Below are 17,062 nucleotides of genomic sequence, written 5' to 3'. Positions count from 1 at the left end.
GGCCCCGGCACCCGGCATGACGCGCCCCGCCGCATCAACGCCGCCCCTCGCCGCCCCGCCTTTCCATCCACGGAAAACCCGCCCCTGATTTTCCCGATTGAAAAAATCAATGGAGATCTTCGCCATTTTCAATTAATAGTAAGCTAATAGATAGGATACAATCGATTTCCATGGACACCCCCACTGACTCCCAACTCATGGCCACCACCGCCAACCTGATGGTGCTGTCGCGCGCCTACCGCGGCGCCGCCGACAAGGCCCTGGCCGACTACGGCCTGTCGCAAGCCACCGCCTGGCCCGTGATCCTGGCCGGCCGGCTGGGCGACGGCGTGCGCCAGGGCGCGCTGGCCGAGGCGCTGGGGGTCGAGGGCCCGTCGCTGGTGCGCGTGCTTGACCAACTGGTCGCCGCCGGCCTGATGGAACGCCGCGAAGACCCGCACGACCGCCGCGCCAAGACCCTGCACCTGACCGACGCCGGCCACGCCCTGCGCAAGCAGGTCGAGGACGTGCTGGTGGAACTGCGCCGGCGCCTGTTCGACGGCGTCAGCGAAGCCGACCTGCAAGCCTGCCTGCGGGTGTTCGACGCACTCAAGGCCGCGCTGGGCCGCAGCGCCGCCGGGGCCCAGGAGGACCCGCGGCCATGAAACTGCCCAACGTCCGCGAGACGATCTTCTCCCTCAAGAGCTACCTGAGCGCCATCATGGCGCTCTATCTTTCGTACAGCATCGGCCTGCCGCGCCCGTTCTGGGCCATGACCACCGCCTACATCGTGGCCCAGCCCTGGTCGGGCGCGGTGCGCTCGAAGGCGCTGTACCGCCTGGTCGGCACCTTCTGCGGCTCGGCCATGACCGTCTACATGGTGCCGCGCCTGTCCAATTCGCCCGTCGTCATGACCGCCGCCATGGTGGCCTGGGTCGGCTTCTGCCTGTACCTGTCGGTGCTGGACCGCACGCCGCGCTCGTATCTCTTCATGCTGGCCGGCTACACCGCTGCCATGATCGGCTTTCCCAGCGTCACCGACCCGTCGCAGGTGTTCGACACCGCGCTGGCGCGGGTCGAGGAAATCAGCCTGGGCATCGTCTGCGCCACGCTGGTCCACAGCATCGTGCTGCCGCGCGGCCTGGCGCCCGCCCTGACCTTGCAGCTGGACAAGGCGGTGCGCGACGCCAAGCTCTGGATCCACGACACCCTGAGCGGCAAGACCACGGAACAAAAGGACCGCGACCGCCGCGAACTGGCCAACGACATCACCCAGTTGCGCCTGCTCTCGACCCACGTGCCGTTCGACACCGGCAACCTGCGCTGGACCGCCGGCGCGGTGCGCGCCATGCAGGACCAGATCGCCGCGCTCACGCCCGCCGTGTCCGCGGTCGAAGACCGCATGCGCGCCCTGCAGGCCAACGGCCAGACGCTGCCGGAGCCGGTCTCGCAAGTGCTGGCCGACATCTCCGAATGGATCAACGCCGGCGCCAAGGCCACCCACGAAACCGCCGTGCAGTTGCGCGCCGCCGTCTCGCGCCTGACGCCCGCCATCGACAGCCGTTCCGGCTGGCGCGACGCGCTGCTGGCCAGCCTGATGACGCGGCTGCGCGAGCTGATCGACACCTACGACGAATGCCTGGCGCTGCGCCGCGAGATCCGCGCCGGCCTGGCCGGGGCGCCGCTGCGCGGCACGCGCGCCCCCGTCCGCACCGCGCCCAGCCGCGCCCTGCACCGCGACCGCGGCATGGCGCTGCTGTCGGCCGCCGCCGCCGGCGTCGCCATCTCGGTCGTCTGCCTGTTCTGGATCGGCACGGCCTGGAGCAACGGCGCCACCGCCGCCCTGATGGCCGCCATCTTCAGCTGCTTCTTCGCCTCGCAGGACAACCCGGTGCCGGGCATCATGCAGTTCCTGACCTACACGGTGTATTCGATCCCGCTGTCGGCGCTGTACCTGCTGGGCATCATGCCGGCCATCCATTCGTTCGAGATGCTGGCGCTGGCGATGCTGCCCACCGCCTTCGTGCTGGGCATCTTCATCGCGCGGCCGGCCTCCACCGGCAAGGCCATGGCGGTGCTGTTCGGCTTCCTGGGCACCATGGCGCTGCAGGACACCCACACCGCCGACCTGGTGTCGTTCATCGACACGCAGGTGGCGCAGTGCATGGGCGTGGCCACCGCCGCCATCATCGCCGCCATCTTCCGCACCGTCAGCGCCGACTGGAGCGCGCGCCGCATCCAGGCCGCCAACTGGAACGAACTGGCCACGCTGGCCAGCTCGCCGCGCGCCCCGGCCCGCCACACTTATGCCGCCCGCATGCTCGACCGCATCGGCCTGCTGCAGCCGCGCCTGGCCATGGCCAAGCGGCCCGACGACCTGGTCGCCGCCGACGCGCTCAAGGACCTGCGCGTGGGCCGCGACATTACCGAACTGCAACGCGCCCGCCGCCACCTGCCCATGGCCGACGCCACCATCGCGCCGGTGCTCGACAGCCTGGCGCGCTTCTTCCGCCAACGCTCGGCCTGGCGCGGCGGCGACAAGGCGCCGGAAATGCTGGCGCAGATCGACCGGGCCCTGGCCAGCGTCAGCGCCACGCCCGGCACCGTCGCCGCGCGCGACCGCGCCGTGGTGGCCCTGGTGGGCCTGCGCCGCGCCTTCTTCCCCGACGCGGCCGATTACCAACCCGCCCATCCCACGCTGGAAACACCATGATCGGCGAATTCAACCTCTATGGCATCTACTTTCCCTGGCTGCTGGTGCTGGGCGTGGTCACCCTGGGCGTGGCCTGGGCCGTGCGCCGCGTGCTGGCGCGCGCCGGGCTGTATCGCCTGGTGTGGCACCCGGCGCTGTTCGACCTGGCGCTGTTCATCGTGCTGCTGTATGGCGTCTCCCTGATTTCCCCTTATTTTCTGCAGAGATAGGTATGAAACTCCCCAATGCCCTGCGCCCCGCCGCCATCGGCAAATTCGCGGTGACCGCCGCCGTGGTCGCGGCCGCCGTCTACGCCGGCTGGCAGCTGTGGGTGCACTATGAAGTCGAGCCCTGGACCCGCGATGGCCGCGTCAAGGCCTACGTGGTGCAGGTGGCGCCGGACGTGTCCGGCCTGGTGACCGCCGTGCCGGTGCACGACAACCAGGACGTCAAGGCCGGCGACGTGCTGTTCGAGATCGACCGCGCGCGCTTCCAGCTGGCCTACGACCAGGCCGAAGCGTCCGTGCGTTCGCAACAGGTGGCGCGCGAACAGGCGCTGCGCGACGCCAAGCGCAACCGCTCGCTGGGCCAGTTGGTGGCCGCCGAGGCGCTGGAACAGAGCCAGACCAAGCTGCAGCAGACCGAGGCCGCGCTGGCCCAGGCCGAGGTGCAGTTGAACACCGCGCGCCTGAACCTGGAGCGCAGCCGCGTGCTGGCCGTGACCGACGGCCGCGTCACCAACCTCGACCTGCGCGCCGGCTCGTACGCCAGCGCCGGGCGCGGCGTGATGGCGCTGGTCGATGCCAGCTCGTTTTACGTCGAAGGCTATTTCGAGGAAACCAAGCTGCCCGGCATCCACGAGGGCGACCCCGTCACCGTCACGCTGATGGGCGACAACCGCCAGATCCGCGGCCACGTCGAGAGCATCGCGCTGGGCATTGCCGACCGCGACCGCAGCACCGGCGCCAACCTGCTGCCCAACGTCAACCCGACCTTCAACTGGGTGCGCCTGGCGCAACGCATCCCGGTGCGCGTGAAGATCGACGAAGTCCCCGCCGGCGTGCGCCTGGTGGCCGGCCAGACCGCCACCGTGGCGGTCGGCGCCGCCGCCGCGCCCGCGCAGACGCGGACCGACGCGCGCCAACCCTCTTGAGCGCGCGCCTTCACCCACCCGTCAACCACTTAGACAACGCCAAGCCGTAACCGCCATGAACACCAGATTCCTCCTGCCGCTGATGCTGTCCGCCGCGCTGGCCGGCTGCGCCGCCGTGGGCCCTGACTACCAGGTGCCCGCCGACGCGGCCGCCGCCCGGCCAGGCGCGCAGGCGCCATTCGCCGAGGCGCGGGAAGGCGTGTTCCAGCGCGACCAGGTGCCCGGCCACTGGTGGCGGCTGTACAACGATCCGGTGCTGGACGGTTTGGTGGAAAAGGCCCTGGCCGCCAACACCGATCTGCGCGTGGCCAGCGCCAACCTCGAACGCGCCCAGGCCGCCGTGCGCGAGACCGAGGCGCAGCAGCAGCCCAGCCTGGGCGTGAACGCCTCGCCCACCTTCGGCCACGTCTCCGGCATCCAGGAACTGGCGCCCGGCATCGATCCGCCCAACCGCTGGTCGTACTCGGCCGGCGCCAGCATGTCGTACCAGGTGGACCTGTTCGGCCAGATCCGGCGCGCCGTGGAAGCGGCCGGCGCCGATGCGCAGGCGGCCCAGGCCGCCTATGACGCCACCCGCGTCACCGTGGCGGCCGAAACCGCGCGCGCCTACGCCAACCTGTGTTCGGCCGGCATGCAATTGGCCTCGGCCGAGCATTCGGTGAAAGTGCAGCAGGAATCGCTGGACGCCGTCAGCCGCCTGCAACGCGCCGGCCGCGGCACCGCGCTGGACGTGACCCGCGCGCGCAGCCAGCTGGAACAATTGCGCGCCGGCCTGCCGCCGTTCCAGGCGCAGCAACGCACCGCGCTGTACCGGCTGGCGGCGCTGACCGGCCAGACCCCGGCCGAGATTCCGACCACGCTGCTGCAATGCGCCGCCGCGCCGCAACTGAGCCAGACGATTCCGGTGGGCGATGGCGCCGCGCTGCTGCGCCGCCGTCCCGACATCCGCCAGGCCGAACGCGCGCTGGCCGCCGCCACCGCGCGCATCGGCGTGGCCACGGCCGACCTGTATCCCAAGATCACGCTGGGCCTGTCCGGCGCCTCGGGCGGGCCGGCCGCCATGTTCGGCGACCGCGGCACCTTCAGCTGGAGCGTCGGTCCGCTGATCTCGTGGACGCTGCCCAACACCGGCGCGGTGCAGGCGCGCATCGCCGAGGCCGAGGCCAACACCAAGGCCGCCGTGGCGCGCTTTGACGCCTCGGTGCTGAATGCGCTGCGCGAAACCGAGAGCGCGCTGGTGGTGTACGCGCGCCAGCTCGATCGCCAGGCGGCGCTGCAAGCGGCGCGCGACCAGGCGGCGCAGGCCGCCTCGCAGGCGCGCCAGTTGTTCCAGTACGGCAAGACCGACTACCTGACGGTGCTCGACGCCGAACGCACGCTGGCCAGCAATGAAAGCGCGCTGGCCGCCGGCCAGGCCGAACTCAGCAACGACCAGATCGCCGTGTTCCTGGCGCTGGGCGGCGGCTGGGAAAAGTAGACGCGGCAGGCGATACCCGGGCGGCCAGGCTGCCGCCCGCCTGTTGTTATCCTCCGGCGCTTGGCGCCGTCCTCCCCGAACGGGCCAACGCGCCCGCTTCCCTGGGCTGCGCGCCCTTCCCCCTCCCTCCTTCGCATGGATCGCGCCGCGCCCGCGATGCGCGGCTGTGCCACGCGTCGGCGCGCCTGCCTCCCCGATGGATGCCGTCCCCTCATTTTCAAATAGCTTCCACAATATGGAGACAGGATTGTTGGCGCCGCCCATGGCCTCTTAGAATCAGTCTCACATCATTATTCCAATTCAAGCAGAGACAGATCGATTTCCCGGCGACCTCCCGTCGCGCCATCAGGAATCAAGACAAACATCCATAATATGGAAGAACAGAACAACACCGAACCCGCCCGCGTGATGGACAGCATCACCAAGCTGCGCGCCGAAGACGCCGGCCGCGTGGTGATCGCCGGCTCCCATGGCGGCAGCTACGCCGCCTATTGCGCCGCCCGCGGCCGGGTGCGCGCGGTGGTGCTGAACGACGCCGGTGTCGGCTGGCAACAGGCCGGCATCGCCGGGCTGGACGAACTGCAGCAATGGGGCGTGGCCGCCGCCACCGCCGACTACCGCAGCTGCCGCATCGGCGACGGCGCCGACATGGCGCGCCACGGCATCATCAGCCACGTCAACGGCCTGGCCCATGCGCTCGGCTGCCGGCCCGGCATGGCCGTGGCGCAGGCCGCGCGGCGGCTGGCCGATGCCGACATGGCGCCGACCTGGCCGGCGCCGCGCCACGAGGCCCGCACCGTCCTGGCCACGGCCGAGGACGGCACGCCGTGCGTGATCGGCGCCGACTCGGTCTCGCTGCTGGAGCCGGCCGACGACGGCCTGATCGCCGTCACCGCCTCGCACGGCGAACGGCTGGCGGGCCTGGCCACCGACGGCGTGCGCCCCCGCCCCTGGCTGGTGACCTTCAACGACGCCGGCATCGGCAAGGACAGCGCCGGCATCGGCCGCCTGCCCCTGCTGCAGCAGCGCGGCATCGCGGCGCTGACCGTGTCGGCCCACAGCGCCCGCATCGGCGACGCGCGCTCCTGCTACGAGGACGGCGTGGTGTCGTGCGCCAACGCCCGCGCCCGCGAACTCGGCTGCCGCATCGGCGCCCCCCTGAAATCCTTTATCGACGCCCTGCTGGCCGGGCGCGCAACCCACCTGGAGCATTCCCCGCATGTCGGAAACCCTTGAAATCACTGGCGGCGAAGCCATCGCCCGCATGTTCGCGGCGCATGACGTCGGCCTGATGTTCGGCATGGGCGGCTTCCAGCTGCTGCCGTTCTACGACGCGGTGCGGCGCCTGAAGCTGAACCACAACCTGATCAACGACGAACGCTGCGCGGTGTTCGCCGCCGACGCCTACACCAAGGTCAGCGGCCGCCCCGCCGTGTGCGACGCCACGCTCGGCCCCGGCGCCACCAACCTGGTCACCGGCCTGGCCGAGGCCTACAACGCCGGCACCGCCATGGTGGCGCTGGTGGGCGACTCGCACCGCATGCATTCGTGGAAGAACATGACGCAGGAAGCGCGCCAGCTGGAAGTGCTGCGCCCCGTGGTCAAGGACGTGCTGCGGGTCGAGAAGATCGAGCGCATTCCCGAACTGGTTCGGCGCGCCTTCGCGGTCGCCACCAGCGGCCGGCCCGGCCCGGTGGTGCTGGACGTGCCCGAGGACATCGCGCATGAAGTCCACGCGTTCGACGCCGCCGCCTTCCACGCCAGCGAGACCTACCGCCGCGCGCCCGCGCTGCGCTGCCGCCCGGATGCCGACGCGCTGGCGCAGGCCGCCGCCATGCTGGCCGGCGCCGACCGCCCGCTGATGCTGTGCGGCGGCGGCGTGCACATCAGCGACGCCGCCGAGGCGGTGCAGGATTTCGCGCGGCGCTACAACATTCCGGTCGCCCACACCATGAGCGGCAAGGGCGCCATCGCCTGCGACGATCCGCTGAACGCGGGCCTGTTCGGCCGCTACAGCCGCATCGCCAACGACCTGATCGCCAAGTCCGACTGCCTGTTCGTGGTCGGCTGCAAGCTGGGCGAAGTGGCCACGCGCCGCTATGACCTGCTGGCCACCGGCGCGCCCATCATTCACCTGGATATCGTGGCCGAGGAATTCGACCGCACCACCACGCCGGCGCTGCGGCTGTGGGGCGACGCCCGCGCCACGCTGGCCGAACTGGACCAGGCCCTGGCCGCCCAGCCCGATAACGGCGGCGCCCGCCGGGAAGGCTACGCCGCCGAAGTCGGCCAGGCGATGCACACCTGGCGCGAATCGGTGCGCGCCAAGCTGACCTCGGCCGACCGGCCCATCGGCATGGCGCGCCTGATGCACGAGATCAACGCCAGCCTGCCCGAAGACGGCGTGCTGGTGGCCGACGGCGGCTTCGCCGCGCACTGGGGCGGCCTGCTGTTCGACACCAAGCGCGCCGGGCGCGGCTTCGTGCCGGACCGGGGCTTCGCGTCGATCGGCTACGGCATCCCCGGCGCCATCGGCGCGGCCGCCGCCGCGCCCGGACGGCAGGTGGTGAGCCTGACCGGCGACGGCGGCTGCAACATGTCGCTGGGCGAGCTGGAAACCGCCGTGCGCATGGGCCTGGCCTTCACCCTGGTGGTGGTCAACAATGCCGCCTCGGGCTATATCAAGGCCTTGCAGCACCTGATGTACGGCAGCGGCAGCTACCAGTCGTCCGACCTGGCCGAGACCAACTACGCCAACGTGGCGCGGGCGCTGGGCTGCAACGGCATCCGGGTGGAGGACCCGGCCGAGATTCCCGCCGCGCTGGCCGCCGCCTACGCCTGCAAGGACCGCCCCACCGTGCTGGACGTGGTGGTGACGCGCGACCCCGCGCACATGCTGCCCGGCGTGGACAGCCGCGCCGCCAAGATCAAGCCGGGCGACCGCATCGCCTGAGCCTGAATAACAACACAGACATTCCAAGCGAGGAGACAACCCATGAAGATCCGTACCTGGCTGACCGTGGCGGCCGCCGCCCTGGCCACCGTGCTGGCGCCGTCCGCCGGCGCCCAGAGCAACTATCCCGACCGTCCGATCCGCCTGATCGTGCCCTTCCCGCCCGGCGGCACCTCGGACGTGGTCGGCCGCATCTTCGCCGAGGCGCTGGGCAAGCAGATCGGCCAGCCCGTGGTGGTGGAAAACCGCGGCGGCGCCGGCGGCACGGTCGGCTCGCGCGCCGTGGCCAGCGCGCCGGCCGACGGCTACACGCTGCTGCTGGGCACCTCCAGCACCAACGGCACCAACTCGGCGGTCTACAAGAACCTGCCGTACGACGCGGTCAAGGACTTCACCCCGGTCACGCAGATCATCCGCGTGCCGGGCGTGATCGTGGTCAACAAGGACTTCCCGGCCAAGGACTACGCGTCCTTCGTGGCGCTGATCAAGGGCGCGCCGGGCAAGTATTCGTATGCCTCGTCGGGCAACGGCGGCGCCACCCACATGGCGATGGAGTACTACAAGTCGCTGTCGGGGCTGGACATGATGCACGTGCCGTATCGCGGCACAGGCCCGGCGCTCAACGACGTCATCGCCGGTCAGGTACCGATCCTGTGGGACACGGCGGCCTCGTCGATGGCGCACATCCAGTCCGGCAGCCTGCGCGCCATCGTGGTGGCCGCGCGCAAGCGCCTGCCGCAACTGCCCGACGTGCCCACCTTCGCCGAGGTCGGCCTGCCGACGTATGACGCCGAGATGTGGAACGGCCTGCTGGCCCCGGCCGGGCTGCCCGCGCCGATCCTGGCCAAGCTGGGCGAGGCCTCGCGCCGCGCGCTGGCCGACCCCGAGGTGCAGGCCAAGTACGCCGGCGTGGGCGCCTACGTGGTGGCCGACAAGCCGGAAGCCTTCGCCGCGATGATCAAGGAAGACGTGGCCAAATGGAAGAAGGTGGCCGAGTTCGCGCACATCTCGGTGGACTGACATGGGCCAGCGCATGCAAGGCAAGACCGCGCTGGTGTTCGGCGCGGGTTCTTCCGGCCCGGGCTGGAGCAACGGCCGCGCCGCCGCCGCGCTCTATGCCCGCGAAGGCGCCCACGTGTTCGCGGTCGACCTGCGCGCCGATTCGGCCGAGGAAACCCGCCGCATCATCGCCGAGGAAGGCGGCCGCTGCACCGCGCTGGCGGCCGACGTGACCGACAGCGCGCAGATCCTGGCGGCGGTGCGGGCCATGCAGGCCGAGGCCGGCCGCATCGACGTGCTGCACAACAACGTCGGCATCACCGAGATGGGCGACCCGATCGAGGCCAGCGAGGAGAGCTGGCACCGCGTCATGGACACCAACCTGACCGGCGTGTTCCTGACCTGCAAGCACGTGCTGCCGGTGATGCTGGCCCAGGGCGGCGGCAGCATCGTCAACATCTCGTCGCTGGCCTCGATCCAGGTCAACACCTACCCGTACACCTCGTACTACGCCGCCAAGGCCGGCTTGAACCACCTGACCCGGGCGCTGGCGGTGCGCTACGCGCCCGACAACATCCGCGTCAACGCGGTGCTGCCGGGCGTGATGGACACGCCGCTGATCTACACCCAGATCGCGGGCCAGTTCGAGGACGTGGAGGAAATGCGTCGGCGCCGCCACGCCGCCAGCCCGATGGGCCGCATGGGCGACGCCTGGGACGTGGCGCACGCGGCGCTGTTCCTGGCCAGCGATGAAGCGAAGTACATCACCGGCGTGTGCCTGCCGGTGGACGGCGGCAAGTCCTGCGCGGGGCGATAGCCGGCGTAGCCGGCGTAGCAGGCCTGCAGGCACCGGCGCGGATGCCAGGACGCGCGCGATCGCGCCGCGTGTCAGGCCGGACGCGGCGCCAGTTCGGCGCCCAGTTCCGTGGCGGCGCGTTGCAGCGCCGCCACCACTTCCTGCAGCCGCGCCCCCGACAGCCGCGAGCGGATCGCGGCCACGCTGAGCGCGGCCACCACGTGCTGCTCGCGGTCATACACCGGCACGCCCACTCCCAGCATGTCCGGGATGATGCGCCCCGGGTTCAGCGCATAGCCATTCTTGCGGGCCGCGGCGATGTCCTCGCGCAGCATGGCGGTGGACGGCAGGTCGGGCGCGGCCGAGGCGTCGTAGCGCGCCAGCACCCGCTCGATGTCGTCGTTAGGCAGGAACGCCAGCAGCGCCAGGCTGCCCGCCCCCACGCCCAGCGGCCGGCGGTGGCCGACCTCCAGCGTCAGGATCTTGATGGGGAAATCGCCCGTCTTGCGGTCGACGCAGACCGCCTCGTGGCCCGACCGCACCGACAGGAAGCTGGTGTCGCCGGTCGATTGCGCCAGCCGCAGCACCGCCGATTCGGCGATCGCCTTGATGCCGTGGCGGCTTTCGGCCGCCAGCCCCAGGATGTACGACTCGCGGCCCAGGCTGTAGGTCTTGAGCTTGGGATTGAGCGCCAGAAAGCCCTCTTGCAGCAGGGCCGACAGCATGCGGTGCGCGGTGGGCGGCGTCAGGCCCAGGTCGCGCGCCACGTCGGTCAGGCCGACCCCGCGCGCGGGCGCGGCGCCCACGTACTTGAGGATGCGCAGCACGCGGAAGATGCTCTGCGCGCCGCCGACCGGATCGGCGTCGCGCGCGGCGGCGGAGGATTTGGCGGGGCTCATCCGGGCAGGCTCGGCCGATGGGATTCAGCGGCGGAATTGATCAGGCCGACATGGTATCCGCAAATACCGGCGTCGCGCGCCTTCAATGCAGCGTGGTGCCGTCGGGCGGCGACTGGTTCAGGCCCAGCGCAGCTTCCCAGCTGCGCAGCGGCACGCAGGTCTGCAGCCGCACGATGGCGCGCTGGATCAGCGCCGGATGCAGTTCGTGGCCGACGTGCGTGGCCACGTCGATGGTGGAATCGCCGTGCAGCTCGTCCAGCCGGGCCTGCGCGGCCTGGATCAAGGCCACCGGCATGACCGGGTCGTCGGCGCCGTGCAGCAGGTGCAGCGTGGTGTACTGCGGCGCGGCCTTGGGCAGTTGCGCATAGCGGCCCGAAAAGGCGATCACGCGGCCGGCCATGCCGTCGTGCGCCTGCACCAGTTCCAGCGCCATGATGGCGCCCTGCGAGAAACCGGCCAGCGCGGTGTCGGACTGCAACAGGCCGAAGCGGGCCTGGGCCGCCTTCACGTAGGCCTCCAGCGGCGGCAGGGCGTGGGCCACGCGCTCGGGCCGGTTGTCCTCGGACACGCCGCGCACCGAGAACCATTGACGGCCCGCGCCGCCGCCGTCGAAGGGCTCGAAGCCCTCGGGAATCAGCACCGCCGACGCGGGAAAGGCGGCGCGCACCGCCTCGGCCAGCGGCACCAGGTTGGCGGGCGTGCCGCCGACGCCATGCAGCAGGATGAACAACTGCCGCACCTCGGTGCCGGGCTCGGGCAGGAATTCGATTTCGTGGGGGGACGCGGGGGAAGAAGTGGCCATGCTACGGCTCCGGACAGGCACTGGATGGCCCCATTGTAAAATGCCCGTCATACGCAATCCTAGGCAAAGCGCCCCCCGGGCCGGCTCCTGCCCCCGGTGTCCACAAGGCGCTAGCGGGTGGTCGTGGCCGGCGCAGCGTTTTGCATCAACCTGTGCATTCCATGAAAACACCGACGACAGACTCGGGAACCCCACCGGCCGGCAAGAACCAGTTGCACCGCGTGCTCAAGGCGCGCCACCTGACCATGATCGCCCTGGGCGGCGCCATCGGCACCGGCCTGTTCATCGCCTCGGGCGCGGCCATCGCCCAGGCCGGCCCGGGCGGCGCGCTCACGGTCTACCTGCTGATCGGCCTGATGGTCTATTTCATCATGACCAGCCTGGGCGAACTGGCCACCTTCATGCCCGTGTCGGGCTCCTTCTGCACCTACGCCTCGCGCTACGTGGACGGCGGCTTCGGCTTCGCGCTGGGCTGGAACTTCTGGCTCAGCTGGGCCACGGTGGTGGCGGTGGACGTGGTGGCCGCCCAACTGGTGATGGCGTACTGGTTCCCCGATACCCCCGGCTGGACCTGGAGCGTCGCCTTCCTGGCACTGACTTTCGGCCTGAACGCCTTCTCGGCGCGCAGCTTTGGCGAGGCCGAGTACTGGTTCGCCATCATCAAGGTGGTGGCGGTGCTGTGCTTCATCGTGCTGGGCCTGGCGATGCTGGTGGGCATCATCCACAGCGACGCGCCGGTCGGCGTGCGCAACTGGACCGTGGGCGACGCGCCCTTCGTCGGCAACGCCGCCACCTGGGTCGGGGTGGCCATGGTGGTGGCCTATTCGTTCCAGGGCACCGAACTGGTCGGCGTGGCCGCCGGCGAATCCGAGAACCCGCGCCGCAACGTGCCGCGCGCCATCAACCACGTGTTCTGGCGCATCCTGCTGTTCTACGTGCTGGCGATCCTGATCATCGGCCTGCTGATCCCCTATACCGACCCGCAACTGCTGCGCAACGAAGTCGAGGACATCGCCGTCAGCCCGTTCACGCTGGTGTTCCAGCACGCCGGGCTGCTGTCGGCGGCCACCGTGATGAACGCGGTGATCCTGACCTCGGTGCTGTCGGCCGGCAATTCGGGCATGTACGCCGCCACGCGGATGCTGTTCAACATGGCGGTCGAGGGCCAGGCCCCGGCCGTGTTCAAGCGCCTGACCGGCAACGGCGTGCCGCTGTACGCGCTGCTGGCCACCACCGCGCTGGCCTGCCTGTGTATGTTCAGCGTGGTCTACAGCCCCAAGGCGGTCTACATCTGGCTGCTGAATTTCGCCGGCATGACCGAGTTCATCGTCTGGCTCAGCATCGCCGTCAGCCACTACCGCTTCCGCCAGGGCTATATCAAGCACGGCTACGACACCGCCAACCTGCCCTACAAGGCCGGGCTGTTCCCGTTCGGACCGCTGTTTGCCTTCGTGCTGTGCCTGCTCGTCACGCTGGGCCAGAACTACCAGGCCTTCCTGGACGAGCGCATCGACTGGATCGGGGTGGTCTCGACCTACCTGGCTATCCCGCTGTTCCTGGCGTTCTGGATCGGCCACCGGCTGGTGAAAAAGTCGCGCTGGATCCGCTACGAAGACATGCAGTTCTACGGCTTCGAGGCCGACCGCGCGGCGGGCGTGCCGCAGGACGAACCGGTAGCCGCCGGCCAGGCCGCGCGGACCTGAGCGGCGGGCCTGAGCACGCGCCCCCGAGCACACGGGCCGGAGCGTGCGGGCCTGACCGCGAGGGCCTCGCGGACCGGGGCGCATCCTGAGCCGCGCCCCCCTCCTGCCGTCCCGTCGGCGCCGCCCCTATTCGAAGCTGTCGCGCGGACGCTGCGCGATGACGCCGTACCAGCCCAGGCCGGCGTAGGTTTCATAACCCGGCGTCAGCGAGAACCCCACCAGGCCGCGATCGGCGTTTTCGTAGTAGCCGCGCGGCCGCTCGTCGTGGCGCAGCACGTAGCGCTCCTTCAGCGACACGGGGCCGTCCGAGGCGGCGATGACGCGCTGGCGGCTGTCGACCAGCAGGCAGCGGGTGCGCGCCCACTCCTCTTCCGACAATCCCACCGATCTGACGATGCTGTCGGCCTGCTGGCTCCAGTCGAAGAACACCCCCAGCACGCCCAGCGGTTCGCCCTGCTTGTCGGCGTCGCGCCGGATCGCGGTGGCGTAGGTGGCGACGTGGGCGCCGTCCAGCAGGCGCTCGCTGTCGATGTCCATGGCCACGTACTCGCCGCCGTCGGCCGTGGCCATCCCGCGCCGGAACCATTCGGCCTGGCTGACGTTGGCGCCGCGCGCCTGCGGATAGCGGTCGGGACGGCCATTGGCCACCACCCGCCCCTGCGCATCGGCCACCCACAGGTCCAGGTAGACCGTATAGCTGTCCAGGATCACGCCCAGCCGGCCGCTGGCGTGGCGGGCGCTGTCGGCGCCGGGTTCCTGCAAGGCCCGCACCACCGACGAATCCGTCGCCCACCAGCGCACGTCGCAGGAACGCTCGTACAGGTTGCGGTCCATGGTCTCGATCATGTTCAGCGCCAGGTCGCCCAGGCGGCGGCCCTCGTAGCCGCGGATCTCGTGCAGGGTGTTTTCGCCGATGCGGATCAGGTCGGCGATGGAACCGGCCAGTTCCTCCTTGAGCGCGTCGGCGATGCCGGTGATCTGCTCGGACACGTACTGCACCTGGTTGGCCACCACCGCGAACCCGCGCCCCGCCTCGCCCGAGCGTGCGGCCTCGATGCGCGCGTTCAGCGACAGGTATTTGGCCTGCTGGTTGATATCGACGATGCTCTCGATCTTCTCGTTCGAAATGCGCTCGACGCGGCGCGACAGTTCGACGATTCTTTCCGGTTGATGGGCCATGTTCAGCACTCCTTTTGTTGGTCGTTGTTGCGTGAGGAGACGGTGACATGGGGACAGAAGCAGGAAGCATGCCAAGCCCTGCACGGGTTAACGACCGGCCCCTTCCAGGAGCGTGGCGGGGGTGGCGACGGCGCATCGTGCCTCCAAGCGGGCCTTGCGGCGCGCACCAATACGGTGCAAGCGACAGATACATCCGGTGCCTTCCGGGTCGGGTAAAATACTGTATATTCATACAGCAGTAAGCGATTCCGGCCAGGCGCCCTCTCCGCCCGGCCGTGCCGCCGCCCACCGAATCTTCACCCAGGAAAACCGGGTCGTCCGCCCGCCATGCCGTCGCCAGAACAGATCCATCCCGCGTTGTGGCGCGCCACCCAGTTGGCGCGCGGCGCCGCCCGCAGCCTGCCCACCGGCCACGCCGCCCTGTCGGCCGAGCTGCCGGACGGCGGCTGGCCGCTGGGCTCGCTGATCGAGCTGCTGGCGCCGCAACCCGGCATCGGTGAAATCCGCCTGCTGCGCCCGGCCCTGGCGCAACTGGAAACGCGCCGCCCCATCGCCCTGGTGCAGCCGCCGCACGCGCCGCACATCGCCAGTTGGATGAGCTGGCGGCTCGACCCGCGCCAACTGCTCTGGGTCGCCCCCGAAAAACCGCTGGACGCCCTCTGGGCCGCCGAGCAGATCCTGAAGAACGGCAGCTGCGGCGCCCTGCTCTGCTGGCTGCCGCACGTGCGCCCCGAATCGCTGCGCCGGCTGCACCTGGCGGCCCAGGCCAGCGACCTGCTGTTCGTCGCCCTGCGCCCGGCCAGCGCGGCGCAGCACGCCACCCCCGCCCCCTTGCGCCTGGCGCTCGCGCCCGCGCCGGGCGGGCTGTCCGTCCATATCCTCAAGCGCCGCGGACCGGTCTGCGAGGCCCCGCTGTACGTGGGCCTGGAGCCCGGCGTCCTGGCGCCCACCCGCCATGCGCCTCTGGATCGCCGCCTGCCTGCGCTGCCTGCCGCTGGACGCCCTGCGCCCGCACTGGCCGCTTGAGGCGCAGGCCTACGCGGTCCTCGACCAGGAACGCGTCGCCGCCCTCACGCCCGCCGCGCGCCAGGCCGGCGTGCGCGCGGGCATGCGCCGCGGCGGCGCGGCCGCCATCGCGCCCGAGGTCGAACTGCTGGCGCGCGACCCGGTGGCCGAGGCCGACACCCTGCAGGGCGCGGCGCTGGCGCTGCTGCAATACACCCCCGAGGTCGCGCTGGCGGACGCAGACACCGTGCTGCTCAACGTCGGCGCCAGCCTGCTGTTCTTCCGCGGGCCGCGCGCGCTGCACCGGCGCGTGGCCGCCACGCTGGCCGCGCTGGACCTGCGCGTGTCGCTGGGCATGGCGCCCACCGCCGCCGGCGCCTGGCTGCTGGCGCATCGCGGCGGACGCCGGCCGCCGCGCCGGGTGCTCACCCCGCGCACCCTGGCGCGCCGGCTCGACGCCCTGCCCGTGGCCCTGCTGCCCCAGGCCCGGCCGCGCCTGGACTGGCTCAACGACATCGGCTGCCACACCCTGGCCGACCTGCGCGCCCTGCCGCGCGCCGGCCTGCAACGGCGCAGCGCGCCCGACCTGCTGCAAGCGCTGGACGCGGCCTACGGCCAGTCGCCCGAACTGCATCGCTGGATCGAGCCGCCGCCGCGCTTCGAGCGCCGCATCGAGCTGATGGAATACCTCGAACACACCGACGCGGTGCTGGCCGTGGCGCGGCGCCTGGCCGAGCAACTGGGCGGCTGGCTGGCGGCGCGGCAACTGGCGGTGCGGCGCGTGCTGCTGCGCCTGGACCACGAGCGCGGCCGCCACGCGCGCCCGCCCACCGAGCTGGAACTGGCGCTGGCCCAGCCCGTCTGGCAGGCGCCGCAGATCCTCAACCTGCTGCGCGAAAAGCTCGGCCGCCTGACGCTCGAAGCGCCGGTGATCGCGGTGACGCTGCTGGCGCCCGACACCACCGAACAGCCCGCCGCCAGCACCACGCTGTTCCCCGAACCCGGCGGCACCGCCGCCGACCACGCCCGCCTGCTGGACCTGCTGACCGCGCGGCTGGGCCGCGAGCAGGTGCGCCACGCCTGTCCCCTCCCCGACCACCGGCCCGAGGCCGCCAACGCCTGGGGCGACGCGCTGGAACCGCCGCAACGCCCCGAACCGCTGCCCGAGCCCCTGGACCGCCCCTTCTGGCTGCTCGATCCGCCGCTGCCGCTCAAACTTGCCGGCCACCGCCCGCAATACGCCGGCCAGGCACTGCGGCTGATGCGCGGCCCCGAGCGCATCGAAAGCGGCTGGTGGGATCCGGTCCTGACCGTGCGCGACTACTTCGTGGCCGAGGACGCCGCCAGCGCGCGCTACTGGATCTACCGCGAGCGCGACGACGCGCACGCGCGCTGGTACCTGCACGGGCTGTACGCCTGACCCCG

15 protein-coding genes are annotated in these 17,062 nt (G+C 71.0%); 12 read left to right on the top strand and 3 right to left on the bottom strand.

The features are described from left to right. Nucleotides 1-170: 170 nt before the first annotated feature. From AruCF_RS12630 to AruCF_RS12590, 9 genes are all read left to right on the top strand, one after another. Nucleotides 171-644: a MarR family winged helix-turn-helix transcriptional regulator gene (locus AruCF_RS12630; RefSeq protein WP_006387237.1), complete on the top strand. Its 474-nt coding sequence runs from the start codon at nucleotides 171-173 to the stop codon at nucleotides 642-644. Then, a complete protein-coding gene (locus AruCF_RS12625; protein WP_049073394.1) occupies nucleotides 641-2,692 on the top strand; it encodes an FUSC family protein in 2,052 nt (683 codons plus the stop codon). The genes AruCF_RS12630 and AruCF_RS12625 overlap by 4 nt, the downstream gene beginning before the upstream one ends. Then, on the top strand, nucleotides 2,689-2,901 hold the full coding sequence (locus AruCF_RS12620) for a DUF1656 domain-containing protein (protein ID WP_020927916.1): 213 nt from the start codon (nucleotides 2,689-2,691) through the stop codon (nucleotides 2,899-2,901). The genes AruCF_RS12625 and AruCF_RS12620 overlap by 4 nt, the downstream gene beginning before the upstream one ends. Nucleotides 2,902-2,903: 2 nt before the next feature. Next, complete coding sequence (locus tag AruCF_RS12615; RefSeq protein ID WP_049073393.1) at nucleotides 2,904-3,824, top strand: efflux RND transporter periplasmic adaptor subunit; 921 nt, start codon at nucleotides 2,904-2,906, stop codon at nucleotides 3,822-3,824. Between the two features lie 55 nt (nucleotides 3,825-3,879). Continuing rightward, entirely contained in the window at nucleotides 3,880-5,301 is a 1,422-nt protein-coding gene (locus AruCF_RS12610) for an efflux transporter outer membrane subunit (RefSeq protein WP_049073392.1), read from the top strand. A gap of 372 nt (nucleotides 5,302-5,673) precedes the next feature. After that, nucleotides 5,674-6,537, top strand: a complete 864-nt coding sequence (locus AruCF_RS12605) for a hypothetical protein (protein ID WP_049073391.1) — start codon at nucleotides 5,674-5,676, stop codon at nucleotides 6,535-6,537. Then, nucleotides 6,521-8,254 carry a thiamine pyrophosphate-binding protein gene (locus AruCF_RS12600; protein WP_049073390.1) on the top strand — a complete coding sequence of 578 codons (1,734 nt, stop codon included), beginning with the start codon at nucleotides 6,521-6,523 and terminating at the stop codon, nucleotides 8,252-8,254. Before AruCF_RS12605 ends, AruCF_RS12600 begins: the two co-directional genes overlap by 17 nt. A 42-nt stretch (nucleotides 8,255-8,296) precedes the next feature. Further along, nucleotides 8,297-9,274 carry a Bug family tripartite tricarboxylate transporter substrate binding protein gene (locus AruCF_RS12595; protein ID WP_047990922.1) on the top strand — a complete coding sequence of 326 codons (978 nt, stop codon included), beginning with the start codon at nucleotides 8,297-8,299 and terminating at the stop codon, nucleotides 9,272-9,274. 1 nt (nucleotide 9,275) lies between these two features. Then, a complete protein-coding gene (locus tag AruCF_RS12590) occupies nucleotides 9,276-10,070 on the top strand; it encodes an SDR family NAD(P)-dependent oxidoreductase (protein ID WP_049073389.1) in 795 nt (264 codons plus the stop codon). Between the two features lie 71 nt (nucleotides 10,071-10,141). Here AruCF_RS12590 and AruCF_RS12585 read toward each other — a convergent pair whose 3' ends face one another. Beyond that, entirely contained in the window at nucleotides 10,142-10,948 is an 807-nt protein-coding gene (locus AruCF_RS12585) for an IclR family transcriptional regulator (RefSeq protein ID WP_020927921.1), read from the bottom strand. Nucleotides 10,949-11,030: 82 nt separating this feature from the next. Next, nucleotides 11,031-11,750 (bottom strand): esterase, encoded by a 720-nt coding sequence (gene ypfH, locus AruCF_RS12580; protein ID WP_049073388.1) that lies wholly within the window; start codon nucleotides 11,748-11,750, stop codon nucleotides 11,031-11,033. A gap of 161 nt (nucleotides 11,751-11,911) precedes the next feature. Between ypfH and AruCF_RS12575 the strand changes: the two genes are divergently transcribed. Continuing rightward, entirely contained in the window at nucleotides 11,912-13,453 is a 1,542-nt protein-coding gene (locus AruCF_RS12575) for an amino acid permease (RefSeq protein WP_049073387.1), read from the top strand. 126 nt (nucleotides 13,454-13,579) lie between these two features. On the opposite strand, the gene AruCF_RS12570 is transcribed toward AruCF_RS12575, so the two are convergent. Continuing rightward, complete coding sequence (locus AruCF_RS12570; protein WP_332849336.1) at nucleotides 13,580-14,641, bottom strand: methyl-accepting chemotaxis protein; 1,062 nt, start codon at nucleotides 14,639-14,641, stop codon at nucleotides 13,580-13,582. Between the two features lie 318 nt (nucleotides 14,642-14,959). Between AruCF_RS12570 and imuA the strand changes: the two genes are divergently transcribed. Together imuA and AruCF_RS12560 are read left to right on the top strand one after the other, a co-directional pair. Beyond that, complete coding sequence (gene imuA, locus AruCF_RS12565) at nucleotides 14,960-15,658, top strand: translesion DNA synthesis-associated protein ImuA (protein ID WP_049073385.1); 699 nt, start codon at nucleotides 14,960-14,962, stop codon at nucleotides 15,656-15,658. Continuing rightward, nucleotides 15,588-17,057, top strand: coding sequence for a Y-family DNA polymerase (locus AruCF_RS12560; RefSeq protein ID WP_049073384.1), 1,470 nt, complete (start codon nucleotides 15,588-15,590; stop codon nucleotides 17,055-17,057). Before imuA ends, AruCF_RS12560 begins: the two co-directional genes overlap by 71 nt. Nucleotides 17,058-17,062 lie beyond the last annotated feature (5 nt).

The sequence above is a fragment of the Achromobacter ruhlandii genome (assembly GCF_002082135.1).
Lineage (GTDB): Bacteria > Pseudomonadota > Gammaproteobacteria > Burkholderiales > Burkholderiaceae_B > Achromobacter > Achromobacter ruhlandii.
This window is presented reverse-complemented; position numbering and strand designations above follow the sequence as displayed.